General features: G+C 64.1%; 7 protein-coding genes. 5 read left to right on the top strand and 2 right to left on the bottom strand.

All coding sequences use genetic code 11. The features are described from left to right. Positions 1-2: 2 nt before the first annotated feature. The 3 genes from NKI61_RS10195 to NKI61_RS10185 all read left to right on the top strand — a co-directional run bounded on the left by NKI61_RS10195 (position 3) and on the right by NKI61_RS10185 (position 3894). Positions 3-2081 (top strand): acetate--CoA ligase family protein, encoded by a 2079-nt coding sequence (locus NKI61_RS10195; protein ID WP_352839311.1) that lies wholly within the window; start codon positions 3-5, stop codon positions 2079-2081. Beyond that, complete coding sequence (locus NKI61_RS10190; RefSeq protein WP_023668858.1) at positions 2074-2856, top strand: carnitinyl-CoA dehydratase; 783 nt, start codon at positions 2074-2076, stop codon at positions 2854-2856. The genes NKI61_RS10195 and NKI61_RS10190 overlap by 8 nt, the downstream gene beginning before the upstream one ends. A 96-nt stretch (positions 2857-2952) precedes the next feature. Next, complete coding sequence (locus tag NKI61_RS10185; RefSeq protein WP_023689944.1) at positions 2953-3894, top strand: alpha/beta hydrolase; 942 nt, start codon at positions 2953-2955, stop codon at positions 3892-3894. A gap of 6 nt (positions 3895-3900) precedes the next feature. Here NKI61_RS10185 and NKI61_RS10180 read toward each other — a convergent pair whose 3' ends face one another. Next, positions 3901-4764 (bottom strand): hypothetical protein, encoded by an 864-nt coding sequence (locus NKI61_RS10180; protein ID WP_023689945.1) that lies wholly within the window; start codon positions 4762-4764, stop codon positions 3901-3903. A 6-nt stretch (positions 4765-4770) separates the two neighbouring features. Next, positions 4771-6363 (bottom strand): ABC transporter substrate-binding protein, encoded by a 1593-nt coding sequence (locus NKI61_RS10175; RefSeq protein ID WP_023755582.1) that lies wholly within the window; start codon positions 6361-6363, stop codon positions 4771-4773. Positions 6364-6565: 202 nt separating this feature from the next. Between NKI61_RS10175 and NKI61_RS10170 the strand changes: the two genes are divergently transcribed. Both NKI61_RS10170 and NKI61_RS10165 read left to right on the top strand, forming a co-directional pair. Then, complete coding sequence (locus tag NKI61_RS10170; RefSeq protein WP_352839336.1) at positions 6566-8839, top strand: NHL repeat-containing protein; 2274 nt, start codon at positions 6566-6568, stop codon at positions 8837-8839. A 10-nt stretch (positions 8840-8849) separates the two neighbouring features. Then, positions 8850-12722 (top strand): DUF7929 domain-containing protein, encoded by a 3873-nt coding sequence (locus NKI61_RS10165; RefSeq protein WP_352839309.1) that lies wholly within the window; start codon positions 8850-8852, stop codon positions 12720-12722. The last annotated feature ends 18 nt before the right edge of the window (positions 12723-12740 follow it).

Here is a 12740-nt window from a genome sequence, read left to right as displayed (position 1 = left end):
CCATGCACAAGCTTGAGCGTCTGTTGCGCCCAAAATCCATCGCGGTGTTCGGCGGGGCCCAGGCCGCCGCCGTCGTCGCCCAATCGATCAAGATGGGCTTTGTCGGCGAAATCTGGCCGGTGCATCCGAACAAGGACGAGGTCGCCGGCCGCAAGGCCTATCGCTCGGTCGCCGAATTGCCCGGGGCGCCCGACGCCGCCTTTGTCGGCGTAAACCGGCATCTCACCATCGAGGTGATCAAGGCGCTGGCCAAGCGTGGCGCCGGCGGCGCCGTCTGTTTTGCCGCGGGCTTTCTTGAGACCGAGGCCTATGACGATGACGGCGAGCGGCTGCAGGCCGAACTGGTGGCTGCCGCGGGCCAGATGCCGATCATCGGGCCGAACTGCTACGGCCTGATCAACTATGCCGATGGCGCGCTGCTATGGCCCGACCAGCATGGCGGCATCAGGCTGCCCGAAGGCGCCAAGGGCGTCGCCATCATCACCCAGTCCTCCAACATCGCCATCAACATGACGATGCAGAAGCGCGGCCTGCCGATCGCCTTCCTGATGACCGCCGGCAACCAGGCGCAGACCGGCCTCTCCGAAATGGCGCTCGGCCTGATCGAGGACGAGCGCGTCACCTCGCTCGGCCTGCACATCGAAGCCTTCGATTCGGTAGCCGGCTTCGAGAAGCTGGCGGCGCGGGCGCGCGAACTGAAGAAGCCGATCATCGCCATGAAGGTCGGCCGGTCCGAACAGGCCAGGCAGGCGACCGTCTCGCACACAGCTTCGCTCGCCGGTTCGGATGCCGCTTCGGGCGCTTTCCTGCGGCGGCTCGGCATTGCGCGCGTCGATTCCATCCCCGCCTTTATCGAGGCGCTGAAGCTTCTGCACGTCACAGGACCACTGCCCGGCTATAGACTGTCATCGATGAGTTGCTCGGGCGGCGAAGCCTCTGTCATGGCCGACAGCGCCGAAGGCCGCTGGGTCAATTTCCCGGAGCTCACCAGGAAGCACCGCGCCCATGTCAAATCGACGCTCGGGCCGCTGGTCGCGGTCGCCAACCCGTTGGACTATCACACCTTCATCTGGAACAACGAACCGGCGATGACCGCCACCTTCACCGCCATGGTGTCGGGCGGTTTCGACCTCAACATGCTGGTGCTCGACTTTCCACGCCCCGACCGCTGCTCGGTCACCGACTGGTGGGCGACGCTGCGCGCCTTCGAATCGGCGCTGAAGACCAACAAGGCGCATGGCGCGATCGTATCGTCGCTGCCGGAGAACCTGCCGGAGGAATACACCGCCGAGCTGATGGCGCGCGGCATGGTGCCGTTGTTCGGTATTTCCGAGGCCATGGATGCCGCAGGTGCGGCGGCCTTCATCGGCTGGGCCTGGGCCGAGCCGCAGGCGCAGCCGATCGACACGTCGGCTGCAGGTGCTGCCGGCGGTGACCATGTCACCCCTGACGAGGCCGAAGCCAAGGCGCGGCTGATCAAGGCCGGCTTGCCGGTGCCGAAGGCAGAACGTGCCGCTAACGCTGTCGAGGCCGTCATCTCATCCATGGCGCTCGGCTTCCCGGTGGCGCTGAAGGCGCTCGGAGTTACCCACAAATCGGAAGTCGGCGCGGTCAGGCTGAACCTCAAGGACGCCGAATCCGTGAGCACGGCGGCGCATGATCTGCTGCCGCTCGGCACCGGCCTCTATGTCGAGCGCATGGTGCGCGACGGCGTTGCCGAGTTGATCGTCGGCTTCACCCGCGACCCGATGTTCGGCGCCGTCATGACGCTGGGCACCGGAGGCGTGCTGGTCGAGCTGTTGCGCGACAGCGTCACGCTGATGCTGCCGGCGACGCGCGACGACATCGAGGCGGCCCTGCGTGGCCTTAAACTGTTTCCGCTGCTGGACGGCTATCGTGGCCGGCCCAAGGCCGATGTCGGGGCTGCCATCGACGCCATCGCGGGCATTGCCGGCTTCGTGCAGACGAATGCCGGAGAGATCGAGGAACTCGACATCAACCCGCTGATCGTCTGCGCCGAGGGCAAGGGCGCCTGGATCGCCGACGCGCTGCTGGTGCTGGGAGAGAAGAAGAATGTCTGACGTCATTTCCACCCGCCGCGAGGGCACCATCATCGAGGTCACGCTCGACCGGCCCAAGGCCAACGCCATCGACCTCAAGACCTCGCGGCTGATGGGCGAGACCTTCAAGGCGTTCCGCGACGATCCCGGATTGCGCGTCGCCATCGTCAAGACCGCCGGCGACAAGTTCTTCTGCGCCGGCTGGGATTTGAAGGCAGCCGCCGGTGGCGACGCGGTCGACGGCGACTATGGCGTCGGCGGTTTTGCCGGCCTGCAGGAGCTGCGCGACATGAACAAGCCGATCATTGCCTGCGTCAACGGCATGGCGGTGGGCGGCGGCTTCGAGCTAGCGCTGTCCTGCGACCTCATTTTCGCCTCCGACCATTCCTCCTTCGCCCTGCCCGAAATCCGCGCCGGCACGCTGGCTGATGCCGCGACGATCAAGCTGCCCAAGCGCATTCCCTATCATGTCGCCATGGACCTTCTGCTCACCGGCCGCTGGATGGATGTGGCGGAAGCGCATCGCTGGGGGCTGGTCAACGAAGTGCTGCCCAAGGACAAGCTCGAGGAGCGCGTCTGGGAGATCGCAAGGCTGCTCGCCAGCGGCCCGCCGCTGGTGTTCGCCGCGATCAAGGAGACGGCGCGGGTGGCGGAGGCGCTGACCTTCCAGGACGCGATGAACCGCGTGACGCGCCGGCAATTGGCGACGGTCGATGCGCTGTATGGCTCGGAGGACAATATGGAAGGGTTTCGTGCGTTCGCAGAAAAGCGCGACCCGGTGTGGAAGGGGAAGTAGCCTCTTTACCCTCCCCTCGATGGGGAGGGTCGGACCGAAGGTCCGGGGTGGGGTGATGCGCCACCCCCCCCATCAAGGGGGAGGTAAAGGAGCTGCATGACCGACTACAAAACCCTCATCGATGCCGAGACCTGGGCCTTCATCGAGCGGACCAATTCCTATTACCCGCCCGATACGATCGACTACACCATCGCCCAGCAGCGTGCGATTTATGACCGGATGTGCCGCGAGTTCTTTGCCGGCTATCCCAATGGTGTGACGGCGGAAACGACTTTCATTGCCAACCGATCACACGACATCCCGATCCGCATCTATCGCAGCGCTACCCCGAACACGGCGGCGATGGTGCTCTACATCCATGGCGGGGGTTTCATCCTCGGCGGCCTAGACAGCCATGACGATGTCTGCGCCGAGCTCTGCGCCCGCACCGGTTACGAGGTGGGTTCCATCGATTACCGGCTGGCGCCGGAGCATTTGCACCCGGCCGCTTTCGACGATGCTTTACGTGCCTTCGAATGGGCAGCCAAAACCTACGACCGCCCTATTCTGCTGTGCGGCGACAGCGCCGGCGGCAATCTCTGCGCGGCTGTTGCTCACGCAAGGCGTGGCCATGCCAAAAAGCCGATCGGCCAGGTGCTGATCTATCCGGGCCTCGGCGGCGACCGTTCGAAGGGCTCGTATGTCACGCACGCCGAAGCACCGATGTTGACCATGCGCGATCTCGAATTCTACAAGCACATCCGCACCGGCGGCGCTGACGGTACTGGTGACATCACCTTGTCGCCGCTCGCCGACACCGATTTCACCAAACTGCCGCCAACCGTGCTGATCACCGCGCAATGCGACCCGCTGTCGTCCGACGGCGAGGCCTACCGCGACCGCATCCTTACCGCAGGCGGACACGCCAGCTGGTCCGAGGAGCCGGGGCTGGTGCATGGCTATCTCCGGGCCAGGCACACGGTCGGCCGGGCCCGCGCCTCCTTCAGCCGCATTGTCGAGGCGGTTTCCGTGCTGGGCAAGGGCGACTGGATCTGGTGATCCGGCTCAACCGCGGACAAAGGCGATCAGCGCCTCGGCCATGCGATCGTTGAACTCCCGGCGAAAGCGGTTTTTCTTCAGCCATTCCGGATTTGAGCCGACGGTCTTGTTGGCATCGACGACAATACCTTTGCCGTCGACGATGAAATAGTCGATGGCGCCGAAATCCAGATTGAGCCTTTGCCGCACCGCCAGCACCTCCGGCGGGACGGCGCCGCCCACCTCATTGCTCAGGATTTTTGAGCCGGCGCACAACACATCGTCGTAGACCTGCCGCATGTTGACCTCGGCACCGAGCAGGAACATGTAGCGGTGCTTGACGATGGGCAGGTCGAGCGTATCGAAAGCGAACTTTTCCACCATCAGGCGATTGTTGCGCCATACATCCCGCGGAACCTCGCCGATCGTCTGGTAGACCTTATAGGGCGGGCACAGGCGGTCCTTGTAGCCGGGTTCGAAGAGCTTGCGGATGGCATGCGCGCTCCTGGTCAGGCCGTTGCGATGCTGCCACCAGCGCTGCTCTGGTCGGCCCCTGGAGTTGAGGACCGTCTTGACGACAACCGGCCCCTCGTGGCTGTCGCCTGCCTCCAGCTTCAGTGTCGAATAAAGGTGCCGGTGGATGGACAGCGCGCGGCCATTGATGGTGCGGTCGTAGAGGTGGCCGAGCCCGCGGTACGTTGGCGGCACGACTGTCAGGTCGACATGCAGAAAGGCCACCGGCGCCCGATCTCGGCCGGCTGGCCGGTCGAGCAGGCGCACTTTCAATCCAGCCTGTTCCAGGTAAGGCAGCAACTGCGCGATGCTATAGCTCCGCACCAGTCGGAAATTGCGCAGGCTCTCTACATAGACATCGAGATCGGCGGCAGACACCGAACGCTATTCCTTGATATCGACGCCCGAGAAATCATGGTGATCAAAGGGGTCCATGACATAGCCCGTCACCTGTTCGCGCATCGGCATCGAGACCACGGAGTGGGCGATAGCGACCCACGGCATCTGCTCCCTGAAGATCGTTTGCGCCTGCGAATAGAGTTTTGCGCGGGCAGCGGGATCGACGATCCCGGCTGCCTGCTTGAGCAGATCGTCGAAGGCCGGAAAACACCAGTTGGCACGATTGGTGGTGCCGACGCCGGCACAGCCAAGCGGCACCGACAGGAAGTTGTCGGGGTCGCCATTGTCGCCGGTGAAGCCGAACAGCATGGCGCCGTCGCGGTCGCGTGACTTCGAGCGCGCAAGGTATTCTGTCCACTCATACGTCACGACTTCCACGTTGACACCGATCTTTGCCAGGTCGGACTGGATCATTTCGGCCATACGCTGCGCATTCGGGTTGTAGGGACGCTGCACCGGCATCGCCCAGATCTTCATGTGCAGGTCTTTTACGCCGGCATCGGCGAGCCCCTGCCTGGCGGCAGCGGGGTCGAAGACATGATTGGGGCTCGTCTTGTCATAGGCCCAGGAGGTCGGCGGCAGCGGATTGCGTGCGACTTCACCGGTGCCGCGGAACACGACGTCGACCAGCGCCTGCGTGTCGATGGCAATGGCGATCGCCTTCCTCACCCTTGGATCGTCGAAGGGCTTCTGCAAGGTGTTGAAGGCGAGGTATCCCGTATTGAGGCCCTCCTGCCGCATGACCTTGATTCCGGGCGTCGCCTTGATCGCCTCCAGGTCGGCCGGATTTGGATAGGGCATGAGATCGCATTCGCCGGCGCGCAGCTTTTCCATGCGAATGCTGGCATCGGTGGCAATGGCGAAGACGAGATCGTCGATCTTCGGCTTGCCGCGCCAGTAGTCCGGATTGGCCTTGTAGCGGATGACTGCATCCTGCTGGTAGTCGACAAGCTGGAACGGACCCGTCCCGACCGGCTTCAGCGCCAAGTCGAGAAGCCGCTTCTCTGCGACGAGCTTGTCGGCATATTCCTTGGAAACGACCGAAGCGAAATCCATCGCCAGGTCGGCAAGCATCGGCGAATGCGGCGCCTTCAGCGTCATCACCACAGTATGGTCGTCAAGCTTGCGCCAACCGGCGACAAGATCCGGCATGCCGATGCCGTCGAAGTAAATGTACTGGCGTTTGGCGTAATTGTTGAACGGGTTCTGCGCGTTGGCCTGCCGGTCGAAGGTGAACAGCACGTCATCGGCATTGAAGTCGCGACTAGGCGTAAAGCCCTCGACGATGTGGAATTTCACGCCCTGCCGCAGGTGGAATGTGTAGGTGAGGCCATCGTCGGAAATCTCCCAGCTTTCGGCAAGGCCGGGGCGCACCTTGGTGGTGCCGGGCTCGAACTCGACCATGCGGTTGTAGAGAGCGGTGGCCGAGGCGTCGCGGGATCCGGAGGCGAGTGCGGGATCGAACGTATCGGGGCTAACCTCGGTGCAGTAGACCAAGGTCTTGGCTACGGATTGATGGACCGGCAACGCACATGGAAAAAGCGCCGCCAGCAAGAGAACGAAGTGCCTGCGTGTCATGATCCCCCCAGGGTTGGGAAGACGCTAGCAGAAGCCGGCACTGACGGTAAGTAAGCCGGCCGGTCTTTCGCGCGCCAAGACTGTTTTCCACCTTGAGTTGACACAAGGAATTGGCCGCGCCTCTGTGAAATGGCGGACAGACCCGGCCGCCGTTTTGCATGAACCTTTCCGCTTCAGCCTGCGACTGACGACCAGGCGCCGCATGGTGCGGGCCGGAAAGGATGCCCCCATGACCAGGACCCCAGAGGCTCCACGGTCTCCGGGACCAACGCAAGCTCAGCGCGACCACCGCCTTCGGGATGGAGTCGATGCGCTGGGCTTTCGGCTGATTCCGTTGACCCTGCGCAGGAGCAGGCGTATCGTGAAGATGAGGAAAGCAGACAATTCGATCAGGGACGAACGTGCCGGAACGCCGCGCCTTGCCCTGTTTCGCGCGGCCGGACCGGATGTTCCTCCCGAAAACTTCGGGGGGAGTTTTATGTCCTGCGATCGCGGCGCGTCCATGTCGTCTCCAAGCGGCGGTTTGCGCCGTTCGCTCCATCTGGCCGGCGGTTTGCTTGCCCTGGCGCTGAGCGCCACGCTCTGGTTGGACACAGCCGCCCAAGCGCAGGAAACCCAGATCATCTATCCCGGCTCGATGGCGGTCACCGGATTTTCCGGCACCGTCATTCCCAATTTCGACTCTGCCGATTCCGAAAGGGGGGGGCTGCCGCCCGGCGTCGACCCGGTCGACGAAACCTTCATCGACACGACGCGCGCCACCTTGCGCGTCTTCGACGTTTCGGCGCTCGGCGGACCGGCTTCCGGCCAGCTCGTCTACACGCCGCCGCCTTTCGAGGTGACGGCCGAACAGATCGGCCAGGTGTTCGCCATTACCTATGATGACGGTGTGCGCGACGGCGTTCCCACGGGCGTCCCCAACCTCTATGCCGGCGCGACCTCGCTGCACGGCATCCGTATCGTCACCCCGGACGAAGATGCCGACGGTCGGCCCGAGCGACAGCGCCGCGGAACCGCAGGCGCCGTCTTCATGGACGGCCAGTTCGGCACCGAAAGCGGTGGCGGTCCGGGCACGATCTGGAAGATCGACGGCATCACCGGCGCGGTCTCCAAATTCGCCGACATTGACACCAACAGCGGTTCCGGCATCGGCGACATCAGCTTCGACAGCAATCACCGCGAGTTCTTCGCCAGCGACCTCGACACGGGCTTCATCCACCGCCTCGACGCCAACGGCACGCTGATCGACACATTCGATCACGGCGTTGCCGGGCGGCCGGCGCATGGGCTGGCTCCCGTCGCCGATGACGGTGCGGTGATGGACATACAGGGTGCTGCCTTCGACTCGGAAGACCCCGACACATGGGGCTACACGCAGGACGAACGCCGCGTCTGGTCCGTCGCCTATCATGGCGGCCGGCTCTATTATTCGGTCGGCGAAAAGGCCGAGATCTGGTCGGTTGGCATTGCCCGCGATGGCAGCTTTGCCGGTGATCCGCGCTGGGAGCTGACGGTCAAGGCCGACAAGGACTACGCCGTCACCGACATCGCCTTCGACAACCAGGGCTTCATGTATCTGGCGCAGCGCGGCCCGGTCGAGAATCGCTACGATTACAGCCAGTTCGCCGATTCCGGCAAGGGCGAGGTCATCCGCTACTGGCGCGAAAACCCGGACGATCCGGCGACGGAATCGGTCTGGGTGGAAGAGCCGCAGGAATATGCGGTCGGCTTCCCGCAAGGCAACCGGCAGTCGGCCGGTGGGCTCGACCTGCAATATGGCTATGACGCCGACGGCAATCTCGACACCGGCGTGTGCACCGACACGCTGGTCAACACCGGCGACAAGCTGCGCGACAACCCGACACTTGCCGACCAACTCGCCGCCGGCGGGCCGCTTGCCGTGCACGGCGTGCAGATCACGCCGACGCCGTTGGTCAAGCCGGCCAACGTGCCGCCATTCGGCTCGTGGTTCCTCGACTTCGACGGCTATTTCGAAGACCCGGAAGTGGAAGGCCATGTCGGCGACGTCGAGGTCTGGCACCCCTGCGAAGGCCGTGCCGGCTATTATGAAGAGATCCCCGGCGGTTATCTGCCGCCGTTCTATCCGCCGGACTTCCCACCGCCCGGCGATCTGCCTCCGTGCATCGATGTCGAGGATGTTCAGTTCTACTGCACGCCTCGCGGCCTCCAGGCCGACCTCTATCTCCATGACCATGCCGGCTTTGGCGGCGATTCGATCAAGGTCCAGCCTTCCAGTGAGACAAAGTCCAGGACACCAGGCGTCGGGGTGACATCACCCCAGTCGCATGCTCCCGGCAAGCCTTACACGGTCGACATCACCGGCCATTCTCCGGGCGACAGAGTCGATGTTGGACTTTGCTTCTACAGGCAGTCCGACAAGGACAAGGGTGGCTACTACCCTTGCTGCAAGATGACTTTGCCGCTCAGAACCCCAACCGTCAGCTGCGAACGTTGAGGAGGGGAAGATGAAAAATCTCGCACTTTCCCCGACCGCGAAGAGCAGTCAATCCACCGGCAAGCAGCCAACCGTCATGGAGACCATCATGAAACCCCTGTCATATGCCAGGCGCGGCGCGCGCTGGCTGATGGCGGCCGGTATCGCGGTCGCCATGTTCACCCCTGTGGCAAGCCACGCCGAAGATGCAGTCCCGATCACTCCGGAACTGCGGCTCGACCTGGACAATTCAAAAATCGTCAATCCGAGGCCGGAACGGATCGTGCCGTTCTTCACCAAAACAGGCACACAGAGGAGCTGCGACTACGTCGTCTACTCTCTGAGCTTTGGCCTGCGCGGCGACTCGCAAGGCTTTGCCGACCCAAGCTTTTCGGCCAGGCTGAAGAAACTCCAACTCGACTTCAAGGATCAGCTTCCGCACGGTCTTGCGATCGTCAACGTCAACGTGTCCGGCGACGGCACGGATGCGTCTGGCGGACCGCTGCCGGGTGCGACAATCAGCACCTCGGCTAATCCGAACGGTACGGCGACGGTTTCCGATTTCCGGATTTCCGCCACCGATCTCGACGGCGCTGGGGCTGGCAATGAACGCGTCATCAATTTCAAGATCACCGCCAAGATCGACCATGCGGCGTTTCCTTCGCCGACCATCGTCGACAACCAGGGCATGATCAAGGTGACGCCGGGCGTCGGCACGGGGGCCATCATCCCGTCGCAGGATCCGGGCAAGCCCGACGATGGAGACTACAAGACCGGGGCCAAGACCTCGATCAAGATCGACCTCACCAACTGTGACAAGCGGCCTCCGCCTCCCGACCGGGAATGTTTCAAGGTGGAGCGCGGCACGGTCGATTGCGTGCAAGGCGGCGGCGCGTTCATCTACCACATGCCTGTCGGCCCAGAGATGGGCGGCAAATGGGTGCAGGTATCGACGACGACCCCAGGCATCACCATCATCCCCGACACGCAATTGGTGCCGGCGGGCGGCGGTGTGCTGAACTGGAAGATCGTCGGTGCATCGCCCGGCGACGTCATCCACCTCATCGTCACCGGCATCGAGACCTATGCCGGCCCGAAGGAGGGTTGGGGACTATGCTGCACGCAGACCATCGACATCGTCATCCCGCGTGACTTGAGATGTCCCCCCAAGGACAAGGAACCGGACCTCAAGGTCGAGAAACGCGCCGACGTGACGCGTTGCACGATGGGGGGCGGCTGCGACTTCACCATCAAGGTCACCAATGTCGGCGACGGGCCGTATCACGGCAAGATCGTGCTCGACGAGGTGACGCTGCCGGCCGGCTCGACTCTGGATTCAGGGCCCAATCCGCCCTGGGTATGCATGCCCGGCGTGACCCCGATGACGTGCACCTATCCGGTGACCACGCTCAATCCGGGGGCCTCCATCAACCTCAAGCTCGGCTTCAAGCCGGCGGGTGGTTGGCAAGGCAGCGCGCTGCGCAACTGCGCCACCTATAATTACGGCGCCAGCGGCAAGCCGCTGTTCGGCAGCCAGCAGAACGATCGCGGCTGTGCCTCGATCCCGATCTGCCGGCGTGGCGACCGCGACCGCGATTGCCGGCCCCCGGTCGACAAGAAGGTCGACCTGATCCTGAAGAAGCGTGCCCGCATCCCGGTCTGCACGCCCGACGGCATCTGCTACTTCGTGATCGACATCATCAACAATGGCAGCGTCCCCTATAATGGGCCGCTGACGGTTATCGACAATTACCCGGGCGGCGCGCCGGCCTCTTCGACCTTCGGCCCGTCTCCGCCCTGGGCATGCGGACCGAACGGTCCCGGCCAGTTCCGCTGCGACAATGCAGGCATCGTGCTGATGCCGGGCGCCTCGACGCCGATCGTCGTCAAGGCGGTCATGCCGGCCGGCTACCAGTCGGATTCGGTCGAGAACTGCGCGGCGCTGAAGCCCGTCCCCGGTGAGGTCGACCTCACCAACAACAAGGCCTGCGCCAAGGAACGCTTCCGTCATCCCAATGGCGGCAAGCCGACCCTACGCATCACCAAGGTCTGCAACGGCTCGCTCGCCGGTGCGGCGGTGGTTTCTTGCCGCATCACCGTCATCAGCCTTGGCACCGCTGCCCCCACCGGTCCGGTGCGGGTCAACGATGCTGCCACGCTGATATCGGGTGGCGCGCCGGTCCAGATCCAGACCGTCACACCCGACGGTGCGGAATGGGCCTGCGGAGCGGCTCCGGCCAATGCGCTGTCATGCCAGATACCCGGCGCCGCGATGACGCCCGGAACCTCCAGGCACTTCGACGTGACGGTCTTGGCCAATGGCGCGTTCGAGAACTGCGCACGCGGCTCATACGGCCCGGCCCCTGGAGACGACGTCGTCTACCCGATCGGCCAGGCCTGCGCCAAGGGCGGCGGCACGTCCACCGTCAGCGTCAAGAAGACCGGCGATGCCGAGTGCCAGCCGGGGCAACCCTGCTCGTTCGAGATCACCATCACCAATGATGGCCGGACCGCCTTCTCCGGTCCGGTCCGCATCGGCGATGCGATCGGGGTGGACGGGCTGGGGCGGCTGCAAGGCGTCGCGATCACCGCGATCGAACCGCCCATCGGCTGCTCCCCCGAACCGACGACCTTGCCGTTGACCTGCATTGCCAATCTGACGCTCGGCGCCGGGGAAAGCCATGTGCACAAGGTCACGGTGGTCCTTCCCGACGCTCCGCTGGCTAATCTGCGGGGCAACGTCAGCGGCCGGAACTGCATCGGCGTCTTGTCTCCCGACACCAGGGTGCTAGGCGGCGGCGACGTACTGCCCGGCGACCTGACCAACATCCAGGGCGATCGCGGCAAGGCCTATGCCTGCCATCCCTTCACGATCAAGCGCGAGGTGAAGAAGGAATGCTCGCCAGGCTTCGTCATGAACGATGCTGGTCGGTGCGTGTGTCCGGAAGGCACGACGTTCCGCAACGGCCAGTGCTCGCCCGACGGCGGCGTCATCATCCAGCCGAAGGATCCGAGGCCCTGCGTGCTGCTCAAGGGCCAGATCCGCACCGAGGATGGACGCTGTGTCTGCCCGCGCGGAACCGAGCTTGAGAACGGCGCTTGCGTCAAGACCGACAAGCCTGGCTGCGCCATCCCCGGTTCGGTCCCGACGTCGGACGGCAATGGCTGCTACTGCCCGGAAGGCACGCATCTCGACCGACAGGCAAATGCCTGCGTGCGCGACAAGCAGAAGCCCGAGCAGTGCAGCATACGCGGCCAGGTTCATGACGCCGATGGCGATTGTGTCTGCCCGCGTGGGACAGAGGTGCGCAACGGAGCCTGCCGGCCGATCCGGCCAAAGCCTGAACAGTGCTCGATCCGTGGTCAGATCCACAACGCCAACGGCGATTGCGTCTGCCCGGACGGCACAGAAGTCAGGGGCAAGGTCTGCCGGCCGATCCGGCCGAAGCCCGAGCAGTGCTCGATCCGCGGCCAGGTCCATGACGCCAATGGCAATTGTGTCTGCCCGCGGGGTACCGAGGTGCAAGGCAATGCCTGCCGGCAGAAGAAGCCTGTGCTGGAACAGTGCGACATACGCGGCCAGGTGCACAACAAGCGCGGCGAGTGTGTTTGCCCGCGCGGCACCCAGGTGATCGACGGCGCATGCCGCAAGCCGAGGCCGCAGGTGGGAGACTGCGCCCCGGGCTCGCAGATGGTCGGTGGCCAGTGCGTGCCGATCATCAAGCGGCGCTGCCCCGAAGGCACGGTTGGTCGGTTCCCGAACTGCAGGGCGATCCGGCAGCAGCCGTCGCTCGATCCGACCCTGTTGCTCAATCCAGGTGTCCTTCAGCAGTTCATACCGAAGCGCACGCCGCAGACGCAGGTACAGCCGCAAAGGGATCCGGCGGCCAACTTCAAGCCATAGGATCTGAATACGAGTCAA

The organism is Mesorhizobium sp. M0514 (assembly GCF_040321145.1).
In the GTDB taxonomy this organism is placed as follows: domain Bacteria; phylum Pseudomonadota; class Alphaproteobacteria; order Rhizobiales; family Rhizobiaceae; genus Mesorhizobium.
This window is presented reverse-complemented; position numbering and strand designations above follow the sequence as displayed.

Coding starts and splice junctions, on each gene's coding strand:
- NKI61_RS10195 (WP_352839311.1), top strand. CDS start 3: ATGCACAAGCTTGAGCGTCTGTTGCGCCCAAAATCCATCGCGGTGTTC.
- NKI61_RS10190 (WP_023668858.1), top strand. CDS start 2,074: ATGTCTGACGTCATTTCCACCCGCCGCGAGGGCACCATCATCGAGGTC.
- NKI61_RS10185 (WP_023689944.1), top strand. CDS start 2,953: ATGACCGACTACAAAACCCTCATCGATGCCGAGACCTGGGCCTTCATC.
- NKI61_RS10175 (WP_023755582.1), bottom strand. CDS start 6,363: ATGACACGCAGGCACTTCGTTCTCTTGCTGGCGGCGCTTTTTCCATGT.
- NKI61_RS10170 (WP_352839336.1), top strand. CDS start 6,566: ATGGTGCGGGCCGGAAAGGATGCCCCCATGACCAGGACCCCAGAGGCT.
- NKI61_RS10165 (WP_352839309.1), top strand. CDS start 8,850: ATGAAAAATCTCGCACTTTCCCCGACCGCGAAGAGCAGTCAATCCACC.